At 72.0% G+C, this 20,397-nt stretch carries 18 protein-coding genes; 6 read left to right on the top strand and 12 right to left on the bottom strand.

Annotation, left to right across the window (positions count from 1 at the left end):
• Positions 1 to 249 precede the first annotated feature (249 nt).
• A complete protein-coding gene (locus F8568_RS39545; RefSeq protein ID WP_151598782.1) occupies positions 250 to 1,416 on the bottom strand; it encodes a glutamate--cysteine ligase in 1,167 nt (388 codons plus the stop codon).
• A 540-nt stretch (positions 1,417 to 1,956) separates the two neighbouring features.
• Here F8568_RS39545 and F8568_RS39540 point away from each other — a divergent pair.
• The gene (locus tag F8568_RS39540) at positions 1,957 to 3,294 is read left to right on the top strand and encodes a D-alanyl-D-alanine carboxypeptidase family protein (RefSeq protein WP_151598780.1); all 1,338 of its coding nucleotides are present in this window, start codon (positions 1,957 to 1,959) and stop codon (positions 3,292 to 3,294) included.
• Positions 3,295 to 3,445: 151 nt separating this feature from the next.
• Here F8568_RS39540 and fxsA read toward each other — a convergent pair whose 3' ends face one another.
• Positions 3,446 to 3,625 (bottom strand): FxSxx-COOH cyclophane-containing RiPP peptide, encoded by a 180-nt coding sequence (gene fxsA, locus F8568_RS39535; RefSeq protein WP_151598778.1) that lies wholly within the window; start codon positions 3,623 to 3,625, stop codon positions 3,446 to 3,448.
• Positions 3,626 to 3,945: 320 nt separating this feature from the next.
• Between fxsA and fxsT the strand changes: the two genes are divergently transcribed.
• On the top strand, positions 3,946 to 6,423 hold the full coding sequence (gene fxsT / locus F8568_RS39530; protein WP_328601226.1) for an FxSxx-COOH system tetratricopeptide repeat protein: 2,478 nt from the start codon (positions 3,946 to 3,948) through the stop codon (positions 6,421 to 6,423).
• Positions 6,424 to 6,494: 71 nt separating this feature from the next.
• On the opposite strand, the gene F8568_RS39525 is transcribed toward fxsT, so the two are convergent.
• The 3 genes from F8568_RS39525 to F8568_RS39515 form a co-directional block, all read right to left on the bottom strand.
• The gene (locus tag F8568_RS39525; RefSeq protein WP_151598776.1) at positions 6,495 to 7,865 is read right to left on the bottom strand and encodes an HEXXH motif domain-containing protein; all 1,371 of its coding nucleotides are present in this window, start codon (positions 7,863 to 7,865) and stop codon (positions 6,495 to 6,497) included.
• A complete protein-coding gene (locus tag F8568_RS39520; protein ID WP_328601225.1) occupies positions 7,862 to 9,151 on the bottom strand; it encodes an FxsB family cyclophane-forming radical SAM/SPASM peptide maturase in 1,290 nt (429 codons plus the stop codon). The genes F8568_RS39525 and F8568_RS39520 overlap by 4 nt, the downstream gene beginning before the upstream one ends.
• 148 nt (positions 9,152 to 9,299) lie before the next feature.
• Positions 9,300 to 10,853 (bottom strand): NB-ARC domain-containing protein, encoded by a 1,554-nt coding sequence (locus F8568_RS39515; RefSeq protein ID WP_151598772.1) that lies wholly within the window; start codon positions 10,851 to 10,853, stop codon positions 9,300 to 9,302.
• 158 nt (positions 10,854 to 11,011) lie between these two features.
• On the opposite strand from F8568_RS39515, the gene F8568_RS39510 reads away from it, so the two are divergent.
• A complete protein-coding gene (locus F8568_RS39510) occupies positions 11,012 to 11,617 on the top strand; it encodes a hypothetical protein (protein WP_151598770.1) in 606 nt (201 codons plus the stop codon).
• A 16-nt stretch (positions 11,618 to 11,633) separates the two neighbouring features.
• Here the strand turns inward: F8568_RS39510 and F8568_RS39505 are convergent, their stop codons facing one another.
• The 7 genes from F8568_RS39505 to F8568_RS39475 all read right to left on the bottom strand — a co-directional run bounded on the left by F8568_RS39505 (position 11,634) and on the right by F8568_RS39475 (position 18,905).
• Entirely contained in the window at positions 11,634 to 13,610 is a 1,977-nt protein-coding gene (locus F8568_RS39505; protein ID WP_151598768.1) for a tetratricopeptide repeat protein, read from the bottom strand.
• A gap of 358 nt (positions 13,611 to 13,968) precedes the next feature.
• Positions 13,969 to 14,994, bottom strand: a complete 1,026-nt coding sequence (locus F8568_RS39500; RefSeq protein WP_151598766.1) for a YihY/virulence factor BrkB family protein — start codon at positions 14,992 to 14,994, stop codon at positions 13,969 to 13,971.
• A 46-nt stretch (positions 14,995 to 15,040) separates the two neighbouring features.
• Positions 15,041 to 15,679 (bottom strand): 2'-5' RNA ligase family protein, encoded by a 639-nt coding sequence (locus tag F8568_RS39495; protein ID WP_328601224.1) that lies wholly within the window; start codon positions 15,677 to 15,679, stop codon positions 15,041 to 15,043.
• Between the two features lie 2 nt (positions 15,680 to 15,681).
• Positions 15,682 to 16,743, bottom strand: a complete 1,062-nt coding sequence (gene trpS / locus F8568_RS39490; protein ID WP_151598803.1) for a tryptophan--tRNA ligase — start codon at positions 16,741 to 16,743, stop codon at positions 15,682 to 15,684.
• An 18-nt stretch (positions 16,744 to 16,761) separates the two neighbouring features.
• The gene (locus F8568_RS50015; RefSeq protein WP_151598764.1) at positions 16,762 to 17,802 is read right to left on the bottom strand and encodes a hemolysin family protein; all 1,041 of its coding nucleotides are present in this window, start codon (positions 17,800 to 17,802) and stop codon (positions 16,762 to 16,764) included.
• A 99-nt stretch (positions 17,803 to 17,901) separates the two neighbouring features.
• Positions 17,902 to 18,099: a DUF397 domain-containing protein gene (locus F8568_RS39480; protein WP_151598762.1), complete on the bottom strand. Its 198-nt coding sequence runs from the start codon at positions 18,097 to 18,099 to the stop codon at positions 17,902 to 17,904.
• Positions 18,096 to 18,905 (bottom strand): helix-turn-helix domain-containing protein, encoded by an 810-nt coding sequence (locus F8568_RS39475; protein WP_151598760.1) that lies wholly within the window; start codon positions 18,903 to 18,905, stop codon positions 18,096 to 18,098. The genes F8568_RS39480 and F8568_RS39475 overlap by 4 nt, the downstream gene beginning before the upstream one ends.
• Positions 18,906 to 19,013: 108 nt before the next feature.
• Here F8568_RS39475 and F8568_RS39470 point away from each other — a divergent pair, with 108 nt between their 5' ends.
• Genes F8568_RS39470 through F8568_RS39465 form a run of 3 tightly spaced genes read left to right on the top strand, consistent with a single transcriptional unit; the run spans position 19,014 to position 20,355 of the window.
• Positions 19,014 to 19,376 carry a hypothetical protein gene (locus tag F8568_RS39470; protein ID WP_151598758.1) on the top strand — a complete coding sequence of 121 codons (363 nt, stop codon included), beginning with the start codon at positions 19,014 to 19,016 and terminating at the stop codon, positions 19,374 to 19,376.
• A gap of 11 nt (positions 19,377 to 19,387) precedes the next feature.
• Complete coding sequence (locus F8568_RS50010) at positions 19,388 to 19,513, top strand: hypothetical protein (RefSeq protein ID WP_268896503.1); 126 nt, start codon at positions 19,388 to 19,390, stop codon at positions 19,511 to 19,513.
• Positions 19,510 to 20,355 (top strand): methyltransferase domain-containing protein, encoded by an 846-nt coding sequence (locus F8568_RS39465; RefSeq protein ID WP_151598756.1) that lies wholly within the window; start codon positions 19,510 to 19,512, stop codon positions 20,353 to 20,355. The genes F8568_RS50010 and F8568_RS39465 overlap by 4 nt, the downstream gene beginning before the upstream one ends.
• Positions 20,356 to 20,397 lie beyond the last annotated feature (42 nt).

Here is a 20,397-nt window from a genome sequence, read left to right as displayed (position 1 = left end):
ACCCCGGGTCCCGGTTGTGTCATGTGCGCCCCCTGCGCGAGGGCGGGGCCGCTCGGCGCCCGCCCGGTGGTCTTGTCGGCGCCGCCGCTGCCGGCCGCGCGGGTGTTTCCTGCCGTACCGCCGGTGCCGCCCGGCGTGCCGGCGTCACCGCTGTCCTCACGGGCACCGGACGAGCCGGTGCCCCCCGTGGTATCTCCCGTAGCGCCCGCCGCGGTTCGCTCAGGGCGCCCGTCCGGCCGCGCCGGCCGCTCAGGCCCCGGCATGGACGACCTCCCCCAGCGCGACGAAGCGGTCCTCGGCGAGCTCGGTGACGGCCGCGTCGACGATGTTCTCCAGCGAGCCGCCCCCGGCGCGGATCGCGCGCTGCCGCTCGTAGGGGGCCCCGTTCTCCAGTACCTCGCCGGCGACCTTGAGCTCCTCGGCGCAGCCGAGCCGGTCGGCGACCGGTTCCAGCTCGCGGATCAGCTCGTACAGGTCGTCGCGGAGCGGCGCGGTGCCGCCGCCGTCGTCGGTGATGACGGTGGCGTCGAGGCCGTAGCGGGTCGCGCGCCACTTGTTGTCGCGGACGACCCACGCGGCCGGCCGCGGCAGCGTGTAGCCGCGGTCGAGCTGCTGCTCGAACAGGGTGACCAGGCTCTGGCAGAGCGCCGCCGCCATGCCGACCTCGCGCAGGGTGGGGATCCCGTCGAACATCCGGATCTCGACGGTGCCGAAGTCGGGGTGGGGGCGGATGTCCCACCACACCTCCTTGATGCTCCGGATGGTTCCGGCGCGCATCAGGGTGGCCATGTAATCCTCGAAGGCGGCCCAGTCGTCCAGCAAGTGGGGAGGACCGGCCGTCGGCAGCTGACCGAAGACGACCGCCCGGCAGGACGCGAGCCCGGTGTCGGCGCCGCTCCAGAACGGGCTGGACGCGGTGAGCGCCAGGAAGTGCGGGAGGTAGGACGACAGCGCGTTCACGATCGGGATCGCCTTGGCGCGGTCGGAGACGCCGACGTGGACGTGCACGCCGAAGGTCTGGATGCGGCGGGCCAGCCACTGCATCTGCTCGACCAGGTCGGCGTAGCGCTGCGTCGGGGCCATCACCGCGTCGCGCCAGTCGCTGATCGGGTGGGTGCCGGTGCAGGCGAGGGCGATGCCGCGGTCGGCGGCGGCGGCGCGCAGCTCGGCGAGGGTGGCCGCGAGGTCGCTCTTGGCCTCCCCGACGGTGTGCGAGATCCCGGTCACGACCTCGACGGTGGACTCCATGAGCTCGTGCCGGACCTTGGGGATGTCGCCGTCCTCGCTGAGCGACGGCAGCGCGGCGAGCACCTGGCGCGCGTCCTGCCGCAGGTGCCTGGTCTCCGCATCGACGAGCTGGATCTCCCACTCGACGCCGAGCGTGGTGCCCCTCGATGCGTTGAACTCAATGGCCACGGCCAACCTCCGTCCACAATCCTTGCAGGTCGTTGCGTGGCACGTGGCGCAATTCAGCCAGCGGGTCCCTAAGCCTGGACAAACGCCGGGTCCAGGTCACGTGTTCACACCATCATGGCGCCCGCGCCCGCCGCCACGCCGGACTCCGTGCCCTTCGCGGATCAATTGACCCGTACGGGCGGCCTGCGGGCCCGCGCGTCCCCTACTTTTCGGTCATTGATCATGTTCCCGACGCCACTAGATCGAACTAGTCCGCCTGTCCCAAAATACCTGCGGCGACGGACGGTGAACGAGCCTAGCGTCCGCTTGCGTACCGTGAGTAGTCATAAGCACCACAAAAATCGTCTAACGCACCATACGCCTCGTCCGTCCCGAGCTTGCCGTCTGCGCGGTCGGGTACCCCTTCGCCGGATGTGTCGCCTAGTCTTCGGGGGAGCCATGGGCGTGCGGGGCGGAACGGCCGCTGCGGGACTGAGGAGCGTCGGAAGCTTGCGAGCAGGACGACAGGGGCGGACCGGGGCCCGGCGCGCCGTGCCGAGGATGACCGTGCCGATGATCGTGCCGCTGAGCGCGGTGTGCCTGCTGGCGGCCCCGGCCGCCGCGGCGCCCGCGGCCGCCGCACCAGGCGATCCGGTGGGCGGGCCGCAGCTGGCGAGCCGCGGCATCGTGCTGAACAGGGCGCCGGGCGTGCCCGCGCTGCCGAAGCTGAAGTTCTCCTCCTACCTCGTCGCGGACGCCGACACCGGCGAGGTGCTCGCCGCCAAGGACCCGCACGGGCAGTACCTGCCGGCGAGCACGCTGAAGACGCTGACCTCGGCGACCCTCGTCACCAAGCTGGACCCGAACCGGCTCGTCCGGCCCTCGCAGAAGGCGTGCGACGTCGAGGGCACCAAGGTCGGGATGACGCCGAAGATGCGGTACAAGGTCACCGACCTGTTCCACGCGCTGATGATGATGTCGGCGAACGACGCGGCGGTCACGCTCGCCGAGGCCAACGGCGGCATGAAGAAGACCATCGCCGACATGAACGCCGAGGCGAAGTACCTGCACGCCGACGACACGCTCGCCGCGTCCCCGAACGGCCTCGACGTCGACTACGGCCTCAACGTGCACACCCAGCACACCTCGGCCTACGACCTGGTGCTGTTCCTGCGGGAGGCGATGAAGAGCCCGCAGTTCCGCACGTACGTGCAGGCCACCCAGTACCACTTCCCGGCGCCGCTGACCAAGAAGGAGAAGAAGAAGCACAAGAAGGTCGGCGGCTACCCGATCTACACGCACAACAAGCTGCTGCCCGGCCAGAAGTACGCCTACAAGGGCATGCTCGGCGGCAAGAACGGCTACACCGTGCACGCCCAGCAGACCTACGTCGCCGAGGCCCGGCGCGACGGGCACACGATCATCGTCTCGGTGATGCACGGCGAGAGCTCGCCGTTCCAGGCCGGCGCCAAGCTGCTGGACTGGGGGTTCGCGGCGCGCGGCAAGGTCCAGCCGGTCGGCACGCTGGCCGCGCCCGGCAACGCGCAGGCGAAGAAGCACGCCGACGGCGAGTCGGGCGGCGTGCTCCCCGGCACCTCGCTGGACTCCTCGGGCGGCTCGTCCGCGCTCGTCTGGGAGATCGGCGGCGGCACGGCCGGCGCCCTGCTGGCCATCGGCGTCCTGTTCGCGGTGTACCGCCGCCGTCGCCGCCACCCGCTGCCGAGCCCCGCCGGAAACGCCGGCTTCGGCGGCGCGGAGCCCGGCGGGCACGTCCGCCCCGTCAGGAACGACGGCCCGGCCGGAAACGGCCGGAACCCTGAGAACACCGGGAACACCGGGAACTACGCCGGGTTCCACAATGACGACCCTTACGACTCCTACGACGAGAGCGGCCGCTGAAACTGCTCGCGTACGGCCGACCGTCCGCGCGCATAGGGCCTTTTTTGGAATCGTTCGAAAGAACGCGTCGGACGGCCGCCGAAGAAGGCCGCCTCTGATCGGAGAACGATTTGCCCCGATCGGCTCCGGCCCATCGGCCGGCGGCGTTCGCTCAAGCCGGGTCGTCGGTGTAGGACTGGAAGCCCGCGACCGGCTCGCCGTCGCGGCGACCGGGCTCCAGCAGTTCCCGCACGGCGAGCGCGAGCACCGACGAGTCGAGGTCGCCGAGGTCGCCGAGGGTCAGGTCCGAGACATCGGGAAGACCCTCGCGCACGTCGCCGGTTCGCTGCATGGCCTCTCCTTCGACTGACGCCTCAATCGCCACAGTGATCAGATTAGCGCACGCGGCGCGGGGACGTCGGCAAAGTTTTCGGCCGACCGTTCCCGCTTTTATGGCTCGAAGTCAGGAGAAGTGCCGCTGTCCACCCGCGGCCGCCTGCTCTACTCTGTAGGGCGCCCGTCCAACTTTCGTGACCTCGCGAATGCCGCTTGGCGAGGCGCGCGAGCGTCCGTGCACTGATCGGTTCTGAAAATGGTCAAGAAAGTGAGCATGCGGAGGCGGAGCCCGTGAGTCGCGGCCCCTCGGCCACGGATGAGCCGCAGAAGCATCCCGTGATCTGGGGCAAGATCCCCCCGCGGAACAAGAACTTCACCGGCCGCGTGGAGCACCTCGCCCGGCTGCGCTCGAACCTCACCGCGGACGTGACCGCGGTCGTGCCGCACGCTCTGCACGGCATGGGCGGCGTCGGCAAGACCCAGATGGCGGTCGAGTACGCCTACCGCACGCGCGGCGACTACGACCTGGTGTGGTGGGTGCCGGCCGACCAGCCCATGCTCGCGCGCTCCTCGCTGGCCGCCCTCGCGCCCGAACTCGGCCTGCCCGGCGCGAGCATGACCGGCATCGAGGACGCGGCGAACTCCGTGCTGGGCGCGCTGCGGCGCGGCCAGCCCTACGACCGCTGGCTGCTGATCTTCGACAACGCCGACCAGCCGGAGGACATCAACGAGATGGTGCCCCGCGGCCCGGGGCACGTCCTGATCACCTCGCGCAACCACCGGTGGGAGGGCATCGTCGACACGGTCTCGGTCGACGTGTTCACCCGCGAGGAGAGCGTCGAGTTCCTCGGCAAGCGGGTGCCCCGCTCGATGACGGCGGAGTACGCCGACCGCCTCTCCGCCGAGCTCGGCGACCTGCCGCTGGCGCTGGAGCAGGCCGGGGCGCTGGTGAACGAGACCGGCATGACGGTGAACGAGTACCTCGAACTGCTGCACGGCAAGACCTCGCAGCTCCTGCTGGAGGGCAAGCCGCTCGACTACCCCATGTCGATGACGGCCGCCTGGAGCATCTCCGTGGCCAACCTCAGCCAGAAGGTGCCCGAGGCGGTGGAGCTGCTGCGCTGCTGCGCGTTCTTCGGCCCGGAGCCCATCCCCCGCGACGTGTTCCGCCCGAGCGACGCCGCGCTCGGCACCGGGCTCGGCACGCTGCTGTCCGACCCCATCATGCTCAGCCGCGCGATCGGGGAGCTGAACCGGTACGCGCTCATCCGCATCGACACCGTGAGCCGCACCATCGGCGTGCACCGGCTGATCCAGGCGCTGGTGAGGGACGAGCTGAGCGAGGACGAAGGGCGGCGGGTCCGCGCCGACGTCCACCAGCTCCTCGTGGGCGCGCTGCCCGACAACCCGGACGAGGCCGTCAACTGGAGCGGTTTCGAGAACCTGGTCGCGCACCTGGAGCCGACCGGGGTCGGGGACAGCAGGGATCCGGCGGTGCGCGGGCTCGCGCTGGACATGGTCCGCTACCTGTTCCTGTCCGGAGACCTGCCATCGGCCCGCCACTTCGTCGAGCAGTTCATCCGGCGCTGGACGGAGATCTCGGGCGAGGACGACGCCGACGTGCTGCGCGCCTACCGGGAGCAGGGCAACATCATCCGCGACCTGGGCGACTACCGGTCGGCCTACGACCTCAACCAGCGGACGCTGGCCGCCATGCGCACCAACGGGCTGCCCGACGAGGACGTCTATCCGCTGATCAACAGCGTCGGCGCGGATCTGCGGGCCCGCGGCGACTTCCGGGAGGCGCTGCAGCACGACACCGAATCGCTGGCCGCCCACGAGGCCGCGTTCGGCCGGTCGGACGCGCGCACGCTGCGCGTGATCAACAATCTCGCGCTGGACTACAGCCTGAACAGCCGCTTCGCCGACGCCATGCAGCTGTACCAGGAGGCCTACGTCGCGGCCGACCGGACCGGCGGCGCCATCGGGGCGACCTTCATCCTGGGGACGTGGAACGGTCTGGCTCGCGCGACACGGTTGAACGGGGAGTACGGCAAAGCCTGCGACCTCAGCGAGGAGGCGCTCGCGTACGGACGGAACCTCCTGGGCGTCGAGCATCCGTGGACGTTGCGCACGTCCAAGGACCTGGCCATCGCCTGGCGTCGATTCGGTGAACTCGACAGAGCGCAGGAGGTGTCCCGGGACGTCCACGCGCGCTGCGTCAGGCTGTACGGCCTCGACCACCCCGACACGCTCGCCGCGGCCATGTCGCTGGCGAATGTGATGCGCAATTCCGGCGACGAGGAGGAGGGGCTCCGGCTCGCGGCCGACACGGTGCAGCGGTACCGGAAGGTCTACGGCGCCGACCACCCGTACACCTTGGCCTGCACGGGGAATCAGGCGCTGCTGCTGCGCGTCACCTCCGCCCTCGCGGAGGCCCGGCAGCTGAACCGGCGGGCGCTGGACCGCCTGGTCGCCCAGGTCGGCGCCGACCACCACTACTCGCTGACCGTGGCGACGAACCTCGCCAGCGACCATGCCGCGCTCGGGCAGATGGAGGAGGCGAGGTCCCTCGGCGAGGACACGGTCGTGCGGCTGCGGCGTCTGGTGGGCGAGGACCACCCGATGACGCTGGCGTGCGCCGCGAACCTCTCGGCGGACCTGAAGGAGCTCGGCCGCACCGACGACGCCGCCGAACTCTTCGACGATGTGCGGCGACGCTACGAGCGGACGCTGCCGCTCGAGCACCCGGACATCGACGTCTTCAACAGCCGGCGCCATCTCGACCTCGATTTCGACCCGCCGCCCATCTGACGCGAACGGGCGCCGCCGGCCCGCCCGAGTCCCGCGAGAGCAGGAGCGGCGGGCCGCAAAAGGCCGGTCCGTCAGGCGGGGAGGGGCGGCGCCGCGGCGGGGTCATCGGTGCGCGGTCGCTCGACGCGCCGCCGCCAGCGGGAGCGATGGCGCTCGGCCGCCTCCGCCGCCCGCGCCAGCGCCTGGTCGGGCACGGGCTCGGTGCACCATTCCCGGAGGACCTCGCCCATCTCGGTGACGAACGTCTCGCCCATGGGAGTGAGCCCGCCGCTGCCGAGGAGCGTCCGGATCGCCCGATCGGTGGCCGTCCGCCACCGGGCGAACTCGACGTCCGCCCGCATCAGGAGGTCGCCGTGCTGCCGGGCCCGTTCCCGGCGCCAGAAGGCGGTGACCCCGAGGTGGGCGTAGGCGCCCTGGAGCAGTCCGTCCAGCGGTCGCGGGTCCTCCCGCCAGGGCGCGTAGTAGCGGCGGTCGTCCGGCCAGGTCAGCTGGACGATGTCGAGCAGCGCGTTGAGCTTGACGTGCTGCACCTCGTGCGCCAGCGTCAGCGCCAGCCCGTGGGCGCTGCGCGGAGTCGAGAGCCCGACGGCGCCGGCGGCGTCCTTCCAGGTGACGCTGGTCTCGCCGTCCGCCGGGGCGGCCAGCGGGGTCAGCACCCTGAGCAGGGCGCGGACCTCCGCCGCCACCTCGGGATGCCCGGTGACCAGGACCTCCCACGCGGAGTCCAGGGCGGAGCGCCACTGGTCGCGGTCCGCGGCGGTCAGCCGTTCGCCGGCGAGCCGGGCTCCCGGCATGCGGTCAGGGTCGTGCTCGTCCAGCACGAGGCCCACGCGCGTCCCCTGATGCCCGGCCGTCAGCAGGGGCAGCGCACACCACCCCGGCCCGTCCCGGTGCGGGTCGGACGGAGGCGTGATGCGCTCGCCGGGCACCGCGAGTTCGACGCCTGTGGCGGACGACCGGACGAGCACCGTCGCGGGATCGCCGGCGTCCTGAGCGGCCCGGCCGAAAACGGCCACTCCCAGCGACGGGAGCAGGACCGTGCCGCCGGACAGCGGTACCTCGATCTCCGCCGGGAAGCCGGCCCGCACGGCCGCGGCGGCGGTGATGCCGGCGAACCGGCCGAGGTCGGTCCGGCGGGCGGCGTCCGCGTCCCCTGCCAGCCCGGTCAGCGCCCGCAGCGCCCAGGAGGAGACCGTGGGATAGCCCAGCACCGCGTCGGCTCCGGCGGCCCGCTCGATCTCGGCGAGCAGGTCGTAGCACCGGCGGACCAGGTCCGCCTGCGGGTGGCCGATCGCGATCGCCCGATCCCGCACGCCGCGGATCAGCAGCAGGGTCCTGCTTCGCTGGGCGGCCGTGAGTGCGGCGACCGCGGCCTCGCCGCCACCGCCGCGGGCCATCGCGCGGAGGACGTCCTCGGGCACGGCATGCCTGTCCAGGCTCATTTCTGGTCGCCACTCCCCTGCCGGTCGAGATCTTGCGACGTCCGGTGCCTGTCCTCGTCCCGCGTTTCCGTGCGGCTTTCCCGCAGCCGGCCGACATCTGCCCGGACCCGCCCGGCAATATGGTCGATGATGCGGAAAAGGTCGTTGCAGAAGATGCTGGGATTCGCGAACCCCGTCCCGGCGCGGTAGCGGTGCGGGTAGAGGCCCGCGCCGCATATCCCGGACACGCTGCATTCGCTGCACTGCGCCGACAGGGCCCTGCGGCCGATCTGGCGGGCCGCGATCGCCGGCAGCATCAGCGTCTGGTCGAAAGTGTCCCGCGATACGTGCAGGGACGTGCGCGCGGCTCCGTCGTAGGCCGACTTCAAGGAGTCGACCTGCTCGATGCTGCCGTCGGTCTCCACGACCGCCACCGCCACCGGCGACAGGCCGACCGCCTCGGTACGCGAAGGGCGGCCGAACAGCATCCGGATGATCTCGTTGAACAGGCGTATCCGGGTCTCGCGGACCGGTGCGCCGTACCAGCGGTCGAAGAGGGTGACGAGCCACTCGCCGTAGGGTGCGCCGTTCGACGGCAGCCCGGGAGGCGGTGCCTCCCACGTCCCATGGGGGAGCAGGAAGTCGACGCCCGGGGGGTCGAACTCCAGCAGCGCCTCGTAGGTGGCGACCGGGTCGTTCCGCAGGTCGATGGTGCTGAGCAGGCCGGCGAACAGGTGCCGGTAGCGGGGCTGGAGGAGCCGCCTCAGGCCTGAGGCGACCAGGTCGTGGCTGCCCTGCCCGCCGGGACGGCGCCGGTTCCGGTCATGGCTCTGCGCGTCTCCGTCCAGGCTGACGCTCACGCGGACGTCGAGTTCGCGGAACAGGTCGAGGAAGTCGGTGTCCAGCAGGACGCCGTTGGTCTGCACGCCGGCGACGACCGTCACCTCGGGCTCGACGGCGGAGCGCACGGCGGTGACGGCGTGGCGCAGGCTCGCGGCCCCGGCCAGGAGGGGTTCACCACCGTGCAGGATCAACTCGATCCGTTCGAGGCCGTTGGACCGGGCGTGCTCGGCGATGCGCTCGGCGACCGCGTCGATGGTGGCCGCCGACATCAGCCGGGGCTGGCGGCGCCAGCCCTGGTCGGCCATCTCGTACATGTAGCAGTAGTCGCACGCCAGGTTGCAGCGACTGTGGATCTTGACGACGAACTCGCGGAACGGCGTCGGGCGCCAGCCTTCCTCGAGGAGCCTCTGCACATCGAGGTCCGCCGGCCATTCGGCCTCCGCGCCCGCGGGTTCGGTGCCCACTGCCACACCAACCCCCATGGCGAGTTGCGACTAGGACTCTGGACGGCGGCCTTCCGCGCCCCTCTTCCAGGCCGCCATACTCGCATGTCGATCTTGGCGGCGAACAGTGATCGGTCGGTTTGCGCATGTCGCGCGGTGTTGTGCCCGGTCACCCGGCCGGATTCGCCGAGTCATCGCGGACGAGCGCCCGGATCAGGGTGTGCAGGTGCATCGTCCGGTCGGTGTCGTCGACGAAGGCCAGCCCGGCCCGGCCGAGTTCCTCGACGGCGGCGTCGAGCCGGAGCGGGTCGGCCAGCAGTTCCGCCAGCGGCGCGTGCCCGACGCCGGCGGCGGCGCGCAGGTGCGCGATGGAGACCGCGGCCGACTCCAAGGAGGCGCAATGACGCAGCAGGACCATCGCGTCGGGGCAGCGCTCGCCCAGCCGGGCGGCCGACAGCTCCCATTCCGTCCCCATCGGCATCGGGTAGGTGCCCGGGTCGCCCTGGGAGAGCGCCCGGCAGGCGCCTTCCGACAGCGACCGCAGGTAATCCGGGATCTTCAACGACGGCCCGCCGAGCATCGAAGCCGCCTGCTGCAGCGCCAGCGGGTGGTCGCCCAGCCGCTCGGCCAGCCTGTGGACGTCCGCGGCGGCGTGACCGGCCCTCAGCCGCTCGGTCAGGAACGCCACGCTCTGCTCCCGCGTGAAGCTTCCCAGCGTGGTGGAGGAGGTGCCCGCCACCGCCGTCCTCCAGGCGGCGTCGCGCGAGGTGACCAGCACGTCGCCGCCTCCGTCGTGGGGAACGAGGTGCTGGATGAGCTCGGGTCTGCCGGCGTCGTCGAGCACCAGCAGCCACCGCTCCTCGTGGCTCGCCTCGGCAAGGGCGTTGAGGACCGCCTGGTAGGCGCTCTCCATCCTCGTCGGGTCCGGGGGCTCCAGGCCGAGGTGGGGCGCGAGGGCCGCCAGGGACGAGCGCACCTGCGCGGGCCTCGCGGCGGGAACCCAGGCGATCAGCCCGTACTCGAGGCGGAACCGGTGGACGTACCGCAGCGCGACCTGTGTCTTGCCCACCCCGAGCGGACCGTGGACGACCTGCACCGGGTGCCTGGCGAACCGTCTCGCGATGGCGGCCACCAGGTCGCCCCGGTCGACGAAGGGGTCGGCGCGTCCCGGCGCCGGCCCGTGCAGGAACCCCGGGCCCGGTCTCGCCGGCGCGGTTCCCGGATGGTTCCCGGTGCCCGCGGCGTCATCCTCTTGTCCGATCGGCTCGCCCTCGCCGGTGTCGTTCGATGATGCCGGACCGTTCGCGGACGCCGGTGTGCCGGACCGCCGCCGGTCTTCGACCAGTTCCCGCAGCAGAGCCCGCACCTCCTCGAGCGTGGAGTCCGCACCGGGCGCGTCTTGTTCGGCGGGGGTGAGAAGCCGCGCGCGCGACGGGTCCGCCGCCTCCCATTTGCTCCTGGCGAGCTTGAGCAGCTCGCCGGCCGCGTGCGCGTCCCGTCCGGCACAGACCCTGATCAGCTTCTCGACGAACTCCCAGTCGGGCCGCTCCTCGCCGGACAGCCGCACCGCGATCGTGGACTTCGAGTGCAGCATCGGGCCTTCGAGGCTGCGGGTCGACCGGCGGTACTGACGGACGACCTCCCGCAGGAACCCGGCGAGGTCGCGAGTTTCGGCATGCCTGCCCTGGAGCGGTTTCCAGTTCCCCTCGCGTCCAACAGACATCCCGGCCTCCCGTCGCACCGCGGGTCGTGCCGGACGTCCGGGAACTGTCCGGCGCTCAATGCGCTGACCTGGGCCGATGCTGCAGCGCTCAGCTGGACACGGTGTCCTTGCACTTCCATCCGGTGGTGACGGCCCCTGTCCTCACCGGGAGAACGAACATGACCGCTCAGCCGGCACCCGACTTCAACGGCGACTCACCGATGACCGCCCGCTCGTCCGCGCGGCCGATGCCCGGCGGCCCGACGCGGACCGACCCCGCCGCGAGCGGCGCCGGACGCTCCTCCGGCGCCGCCGACCGTCCGGCCGGGCCCGACCCGGTGGCCTACGCGGCCGAGCGGTCCGCGCGGCCGGACGGCGGGCCGGGCCGCGCGGCGCCCTCCGGCGGGCCGGTCGCGCGGACTCGCCGGACCCGCGGATGGCGGCCCGCCCACCGGCGGGCCCGGTGGCCCCGGTGGCTCCGAACGCTCGGTGCCGCGGGCCCGTACGGGGCGGTGGCGGCGGGCCTGTCGGCCTGCGTCGCCGTCCTGGAGCAGTGCCCGCCGGCCTGGGCGAAGGACCTGGGTGCCGCCGCTCCCGTCCTCATGCTCGTGCTCGCCGTGCAGGGGCGGATCAATGACCGCAGGCGAGGCGGCCCGCCGCCCGGCGCGGGCGATGCGCCCGCATCGGCGGACCCGCCCATCGGCACCGGTACGCAGGACGACCCGGACCCGCGGGACGGCGACGCGACGCCGGAGCCGGAACCGCGAGGCGGGCCCGACCGGTGAACGCGGCCCCGCCGGGTCAGCCGTCCCGTAGCAGTTCCCGTGCCTGCCTGGACTGGAGCGGCGCGAGCGGAGGATCGGTGGCCCGCAGCGCCCGCGCCGCCAGTTCGCCGGCACGGTCGGCGTCCCCGCACAGCGCTCTGGTCCGAGCGGCCCGCAGCAGTACCGGGCCGTTCCGCGGAGCGGCATCGACGATCTCCTCCAGGTCGTCCGGACCGGTCTGCCCGCCGGTCACCATGCACAGCGCGAGGGAGCGCGCGGCCCGCGCGGAGGGCGGGGCCCGCCTGCCGAGCCGGTCGAGGTCGCGGAGCGCCTGCTCGGCGTGGTCCAGGTCGACGTGGATCTCGCCGCGCCACCGGCGGGCCTCGGCGTTGCCGTCCGTCCTGAGCACCCGGTCCAGGACGTTGATCGCGGCCTGCGGCCGCTCGACGTACCAGAAGGCGTGCGCCAGGCCGATCTGGACGGACGGGTCGTCGGGGGCGCACTGTGCGGCGGCCGACAACTCCTCCAGTGCCCCGGCCTTGTCCCCGAGCGCGAGTTTCAGCTCCCCGATGGCGGCGAGGAGGCGGCCCGCCTCCGGAAGCCGCTGGAGCACCTCGAAGAATCCGATGGCGGTCCGGTAGTGCTCCTCGGCGGCCTCGTGACGGCCGCCGAGGTGGGCGATGCAGCCGAGCAGCGACTGCGCCTGGGCCTGGATGTGCTGGTGCTCCGGGCGGCTGAGCCTCATGGCCGACAGCGCGTGCCGCATCGCCAGGTCGAGGTCGCCGGCGGCGTAGGCGAGGCGGGCCGACCGCAGGCACTCCGCCGGGTCGCGCTGCCGCGCGGGCAGTTGCACGTCGCTGAGACGCCGCAGCACCGTGGTGAGCCACGGGTAGCGGAGGCGGAGGTGCGGTTCGCCGTTCCGGTCGACCCGGGTCAGCAGGTAGCGGTCCTCGACGTCGCGGATGAGCGATTCGGTCATCTCCGGCGGCCGGGCGACGGGGCGCACCAGCCGCTCGCCGCCGTCCGGGGTGATGAACGCCCGGCGCAGCCACGTTCCGACCTCGCAGGTCGGCAGGCCGTGATCAGTGGTGATCGTGTCGAGGGCACGCGCGCAGTACGCGGCGAGGGCCGGTTCGGCGTCGGGCAGCATCCGGGGCGTGATCACCATGTCGTTCTCGGCGCGCGCCTCCCAGAGCGCGGTGGCGACGATCTGCAGCGGTACCGGCTCGGTCACCGGCGCCGGGTCGCCCGGTCCGGGCCGCACGGCGGCGGAAGCGGCCGAGACGCTGTCGACGAGGTGCCCGGCCGCGCCGTCGGCCAGCGAGACGCCCCAGGCGGCGAGCGGACGCACGACCGCCTCTATGGCCGAGTCGCGGGTCAGCGGGCCGAGGGCGTAGCGGGCGGTGACGGCGGCGGGGAGGCTTTCGGTGAGATGGCGCAGCACGCCCAGGTCGGACGTCCGGGTGGACAGCAGCAGGTGCGCGCTCGGGGTCTCGCCGAGGGCCTCGGCCAACTCCTCCAGGAAGCGGACGAGACCCGGTTCGTCCGGGGATCCGGGCGCGGCCCGGTGCACATGGTCGACCGCCACCAGTGTCGGCTCCGACCGGGACCGGCCGAACCGCTCGCGACGTTGCAGGAACTCCACGATCGACGCGTTCAGGACGCGGACGGCGGGCTCGTCCGGCTGCCAGGAGGCCAGCACGGCGAAGGAGACGGGGTTCAGCGCGCCGACCACGGGTCCGGGCAGGCCGGGGTGGCCGGCCGCGGCTCCGATGGGCAGCACGTTCGCGCCCGAGGCGACGAGATGCGGGCGGACGGCGGCCTGGAGCAGCGACGTCTTGCCCACGCCGGACTCGCCGTGCAGGATCGTCAGCCGATGGCACTGCCACAATTCGACGACCCGGGCGGTCTCGGTGGAACGCCCGAAGAAGCGGTCGGCGTCCGCGGCTCCGTACGGACGGACCCCGATCCATGGGCTGACGCGCGCGGGACGGGTGGGCGTGCTGGTGTTCATCGTCAGGGACCGCCGTTTTCCGCCACGGTCCGTGCCATGGCGATGTCCGCCTCACCGGCCTGCCGACACCTGCGTGACACACCGGGGAAAAGCATCTCTACCGGGCCGAATTGAGCCTCGCTCAGAGTTCTTTTATCACGACATGACGTCGATCTCCACCCGTCTGGATAACCCAGGTGAACTTCGCGATTAGGTACGACCGAAAACGGGTGAATATCCGGGATCGAACCGATAGGGGATCACGCCTCCACTACATTCCCGTGGAATGTGCCATCGGACATAGAGCGCGCCGTTCGGCGGTAGTAGGCCGCACTGAGCATCGCGATATGCGCTCAAGGCGGGTGGGGAGTGCGGGTGGTCAAGAGGCCGACCGTTCCCGGTGCTTCTCCGCTCCCCGGCCGTCCCGGTCGGGGGCGCGGCGGTCCTCCAGTTCGCCGATCTCCTGGTCGGCGACGTTCTCCGGGTCCTCGGCGTCGGCCTTCAGCACGACGCGGCGGGTCGCGGTCCACGCGGCGACGAACAGCGTGAACCGGGACACGATGTTGATCCACACCATCAGCCCGACCAGGACGGCGAACGAGGCGTAGACGGGGTTCTGCGTCGTCCGGCCGATCAGCAGCGTCGCGGCCTGCTTGAGCAGCTCGAGGCCGAGCGCGCCGAACAGCGCGCCGCGGATGATCCGCCGCCGCGGCGCGATCGTCCCGGACAGCCGGGTGAACAGCACCAGGAAGATCACCGTGTCGAACGCGACGGCGCAGGCCAGCGACAGCAGCCGCAGCCCGGTGCCGGCGCCGGGGACGCCCTCCAGCGCGAACCAGCCGAGAACGGTGTGGGTCGCCGACGAGGTGACCGTCGACACCGCCATCCCGCAGATCAGGACCACGCCGAGGAACGCCAGGACGGCGAGGTCCCACAGCCGCTTGAGGAAGTAGTTGCCGCCGCCGGTCGGCGGGTTGCCCCAGATGTCGCGCAGCGACTCGCGCAGCACCTGCACCCAGCCGAGCCCGGTGAACAGCAGCGCGACCAGGCCGACGACGCCCACCGCCGTCTTCGACTGGGCGATCTGCTCGACCTGCAGCTGGTCCGACAGGCCCGGCAGCAGGTCCTGGACGGCCTTGACGAAGTAGTCGCGGGCCTGCGTGCTGATCCCGACCAGGTAGCCGAGCAGCGAGTACGCCAGCGCCAGCAGCGGGAAGAACGACAGGAACCCGTAACAGGTCAGGGCGGCGGCGAGCCGGTCGCCGCGGCGCTCCTGGTAGCGCTCGAACGCGCGGGCGAGGTGGTCGAACCACCGCCAGCGGGACCGCGCGGCGTCCAGCCCGGCCTTCCCGGCCTCCAGCAGAGCCTCGACCCGCCGCTGCGCCCCGCTGATCACCTGCCGCATGTACGCAACGTACCCAACCCTTGGCCCTCGATGCGGCGGACGGTGATCAACCGTTGAACGTTGAGTGGCGTTTCCCGTTGCCGAACACGAAATCGCATTGCGGCCGCCACACCCCGTCAAGGCCGTGCTCGTACAGCGAGAACCCCCACGCCTCGAACTCGGCGCGGTAGCTCGACATGTCCTTGTACGCCCGGTCCATCACGTCGTCGGGCAGGTGGTGCGCGACGGTGATGTGCGGGTGGTACGGGAACGGCAGCGGGCGCGCGAGCGGCCCCGACGCGACCTTCGCCTGGACGCGCTCGCAGCCGCCGATTCCCTTCGCCAGCGCCACGTACACGACCGGAGATACCGGTCGGAACGTTCCGCTGCCGCGCAACCGGATGCGGAATGGGCGCTCGGATCGCGCGACGTCCAGCAGGTGCGCCTCGATCGCCGCGATCTCCCCCGGGGCGACCTCGGTCGGCGGCATCAGCGTGATGTGCGTGGGGATCGCGCCGGCGAGCGGGTCGCCGTAGGCGGCGCGGGTGCGCTGCAGCTGCGACCCGTACGGCTCCGGGACCGGGATCGCGACCCCGATCATCCGGACGCCGCCGGCGGCCGGGCCCGCGGGCACCCCGATGAAGGTGTCCGCGGCCCCCCTGCCGTAGGCGTCCGCGGCCCCGGGGCGCGCCCCCTCGCCCGCCACGGTCAGCGACCGCGTCCCACGAAGCCGACCCGCTCGCGGACGGTCTCCATGGTGCGCGCGGCGACCGCCCCGGCCCGCTCGGCGCCCTTCTCCAGGATCCGGTCGAGCTCGGCGGGGTCGTCCAGCAGCGCGGCGGTGCGCTCCCGGATCGGCGTGAAGGTGCCGAGGACGACCTCGGCGAGGTCCTTCTTGAACTGGCCGTAGCCGGACCCCGCGTACTTCGCCTCCAGGTCGGGGACCGGCGTGCCGTCCAGCGCGGAGTAGATCCGCAGCAGGTTGGTGACGCCGGCCTTCTTCTCCTCGTCGTAGACCACCTCGGAGCCGGTGTCGGTGACCGCGCGCATGATCTTCTTGCGCATCGGGCCGGGCTCCTCCAGCACGTCGATGATGCCCTGCGGCGAGGACGCCGACTTGCTCATCTTCGCGTCCGGCTCCTGCAGGTCGGTGATCTTCGCGGCGCCCTCGGGGATGTGCGCCTCCGGCGCGACGAACGTCTCGCCGAACCGGTGGTTGAACCGCTGCGCGAGCGTCCGGGTCAGCTCCAGGTGCTGCCGCTGGTCCTCGCCGACCGGGACGCGCAGCACCGCGGTGCCCGGCTCCGGCGTATACAGCAGGATGTCGGCGGCCTGCAGGACCGGGTAGGTGAACAGCCCGACGCTCGTCGCCGACGTGCCCTGCTTGGACGACTTGTCCTTGAACTGGGTCATCCGGCTCGCCTCGCCGAACCCGGTGAGGCAGCCGAGCACCCACGCCAGTTCGGCGTGCTCGGGGACGTGGCTCTGCACGAACAGCGTGGCGCGGCCGGGGTCGACGCCCATCGCGATGAGCTGCGCGGCCGACACCCGCGTGCGGCGCCGCAGCAGCTCCGGGTCGTGCTCAACGGTGATCGCGTGCAGGTCGACGACGCAGTAGAACGTCTCGTGCGTGTCCTGCAGCGACACCCACTGCCGCAACGCGCCCAGGTAGTTGCCGAGGTGGAACGAGTCGGCGGTGGGCTGGATGCCGGAGAGCACCCGCGGGGCGGGCGCCGCGGCGGGGCTGACGGGGCTGGACGCTTCGGGCATGTGCACGGACCGATTCTCTCAGGTGTCGTCGGAGGCTCCGCCGCCGGTGGCGGCGTCGCCGGCCGGCCGCGGGGCCGCGACCGGGGGCACGGGCGTCGCCGGCACCGCGGGCCGCACCGCCGCCGGCGCCGACCACCGCGCCGCCGGCCGGACCGGCTGCTGTGCCGCCTGGGGCGCCGCCCGCGGCGTGACGCGCACGCGGGCCACCCGCCGGCCCTCCATCCGGGCCACCCGCAGCTCCCGGTCCGCGGCCGGCACCGAGTCGCCCTCGGCGGGCACGCGGCCGAGCACCGCCATGATGTGCCCGGCGACCGTCTCGTACGGCCCGGCCGGCAGCCGGAGCCCGGTCTCGGCGGCGAAGTCGTCCAGGTTGAGCAGGCCGTCGACCTCGACCACGCCGCCGTGCAGGCGCCGCGCCTGCGCGTCCTGCACATCATATTCGTCGCGGATGTCGCCGATCAGCTCCTCCATCAGGTCCTCGAGGGTGACGATCCCGGCGACGCCGCCGTACTCGTCCATGACGATCGCCAGGTGGCAGCCCTCCCGCCGCATCTCCGACAGGACGGGCAGGACCCGCTGCGAGGCCGGCAGGAACTTCACCGGCCGCACCAGCTCCCCGACCGGCGCGGCGCCGTCCCGGTCCTCGGGGACGAGCAGGTCCCGGATGTGGACGAACCCGATCACCTCGTCGTGGGAGCCGCGGCACACCGGAAACCGGGAGTGCGGGCTGCCCGCCGCCGCGCGGGCCGCCGCCGCCAGCGGCAGCGCCGCGTCCAGGAACACGACCTCGGTGCGGGGCACCAGCACCTCCCGCAGCGGCCGCTCCCCCGCCGCGAACACCTCCTCGATCAGCGCCCGCTCGTCCGCGGCGATCTGCGTGTTCTCCGCCACGAGCGCGCGCATCCGCTCCGCGGTCAGCTCCTCGCGCAGCGCGTTCGGGTCGCCGCCCGCCAGCCGCACCACAAGGTCCGTCGAGGCGGACAGCAGCCACACCAGCGCCCGCGCGAGCCGCCTCGGCGGCCGGCCTGGCGAAGGCGGGAGCGACGCCGTCCGGTCCATGGGGTGAACCTTCCCCTCCGGCCCGGCTCCCCTACCATCCCGGAGGCCCGTCTTCCGCCGCGCCCGAGCGGCCGGGACGGGGGCGGCGCGGCGGCCTCGTCAGAGATCCAGCTCCGCGCGCTTCACCCGGGCGACCAGCGCGGCGAAGTCCCCAGCGGACAAGCTGAGGTGACCGGCCTCCGGGACCTTGGAGTCACGCACCCCGACGGCCCCGTTGAGAGCGGCCAATTCAACACAGTCGCTTTGGCCTTGCTGCCCACTGCCGCTGCGGCTGCTCTTGCGCCAGACGGGAGTCACGTCACGTCCTCCAGCACGTCTTTGATCACGCGGAATGAGGCGTCTACCGGCAAAGCCCAATCCCCGATTCGGGCGAACCGCACCCGAAACAACCCTACATCCGTGTTATCGACGACGAGCCGCCCGCCCTCGCAGGCTTCGGTGTAGACGTGTTCGGTACCCGCCACGGTCATGATCTTGAATGAGCCGTCTCGTCCGACGTGCGCACCGACTCTCCTCGGCATGATCCGCACGGTGATGTTCGGACGTTGGGCGAGCTCCATGAGCCGTTCGAGCTGCTCGCGCATCACCTCTGGTCCACCCACAGGCTGTTCCAGTACGCCTTGGTCTAGGAAGACCCAGACCAGTGGGCGCGGGGTGCGGTCCAGTGCCGTCTGCCGGGCGAGGCGGGAAGCGACGGCGCTCTCCACATCCTCCACTCCGCACGCCTCGAACAGTGCCCCCGCATAACGCTCCGTCTGAAGGAGACCGGGTATCCAGGCGAGTTCCCAGATCCGGAGTTCATCGGCCTTCCCCTCCAGCTCGAGGTGCGATTTGAACCACTCGACATCGTGGCCGGACTTGGCGAAGCCGACGAGTCGGCGGAACAGGCTTCCGAGGTTCCAAGCACGGTCGAGCTTGGCGGCGTGCGCGATCTGAAGCTTGGTATGGCCGGATTCAACATGTGCCACCAGCGATCGATCTCGGCCGATGAGATCACCCACGGCGGCGAGCGACAGGTTGCGTTCCTGGCGTTGTCTCCGCAGCTCCACGGCGATGAGATCCCAGAGACTGCCGTCCGGGTCGAACCCGCGCCGCGTCTCCATCACACCCTCCAGCTTGTTGAATTTGTTGCCCTCGCCTAGCCAAGCTAGCCCGATCCGAGAACTCTGTCAGGGAAACATGAAATCTCGGATAGGCAAGGAGTAAGGGCGATGAGCCACGAGGGTCCACGGGACGCGGGAACGGACGACCGGCCGCTTCCGTCGAACCAGCGGCGGGTATTCCTGGAAGGGCTACATTACTCAATCAATCACAATAAAACGGGCATTAAGGCGATCTTCGCGATGCGGGCCGGCTGCTCGGTGCTGTTCGTCCTCAACAAGTACGACATCGCGCACACCGCCGATATCGGCTGCGACTTCGACCGGGCCGAGGGATGGGCGTTCACGTGGGCGGCGGACGGCAGCCGGATCGGCCGCGCGGACGATCCGGACGGCGCGGCCGACACGCTCGAACGGGCCCTCCGGGCTCAGCCCGGCGAGGTAGGGTCGCGAACCTCCCACTGGGCCCGCTGAGGGGCCGGGGCATGGGAAGACACGAGAATCCGGCGAACTGTGGCATGTGCGGCGGGAGCGGGAAGGTCACCGTCAACAACGACAACAAGGAGCAGGACGTGACCTGCCCGGGCTGCAACGGATCGGGGAAGGCATGAGCGTCCGGGCGGCGTTCGACGCCGTGCCCCGCCATGCGTTCGTCCCCGACCTGGTCTGGATCAGGCGGGACGACGGCTGGGCGGTGCCGCTGCGCCGAGAGGACGACCCCGAGGGCTGGTGGGCGCTGGTGCGCTCGGAGGACGCCGTGACGACCCAGATCGACGACGGCGCGACCACCAGGGGCGTATGGCCCACCAGCTCGTGCTCGGCGCCGCGCGTCGTCCGGGAGATGCTCGAACTGCTGGATCTGCGTCCCGGGCACCGGGTACTGGAGATCGGTACGGGCACCGGCTGGAACGCCGCCCTGATGGCGCAGATCACCGGCGCGGAGAACGTGACCACGGTGGAGATCGATCCGGCGGTGGCCGGGTCGGCACGGCGGAACCTGACCGGGTTCGGCTGCGCGGTCCAGGTGATCGAGGGCGACGGGGAGGCCGGGTATCCCGCGAACGCCCCCTATGACCGGCTGATCGCCACGGCGGCGGTGGCCGAGCTGCCGTACGCGTGGGTGGAGCAGACGCGGCCGGGCGGCGTGATCCTGGCCCCGTGGGCACCGACCTTCCACCCGGACGGCCCGCTGGCGCTCCTCACCGTGGACGAGGAAGGCCGGGCGTCCGGACGATTCGTCGCGCCGTCCTGGTTCATGCCGCTGCGCGGCCAGCGGATCCCGCAGGCGGAGCGGAACGCCCTCAAACGGCGCTGGGCCGATGCCGGTTCACCCGGCATCGGGCTTTTCGGGATCAGCGTGACGCGGGAGGGGCAGAGCATCATCCGGCTCGACTCCGCCGGCGGCCCGGTCCGTCCCCCGAGTCGGGGCGTCCGGGGGCGGGGTTGCGGATAGCCTGGACGGCACCCCGCCGTCCTGTTGTCTTCCCGGGAGGTC

The sequence above is a fragment of the Actinomadura physcomitrii genome, assembly GCF_008923205.2.
Classification (GTDB): Bacteria; Actinomycetota; Actinomycetes; order Streptosporangiales; family Streptosporangiaceae; genus Spirillospora; species Spirillospora physcomitrii.
The sequence above is the reverse complement of the archived record's forward strand: the minus strand, read 5'-3'. Positions and strand labels throughout refer to the sequence as shown.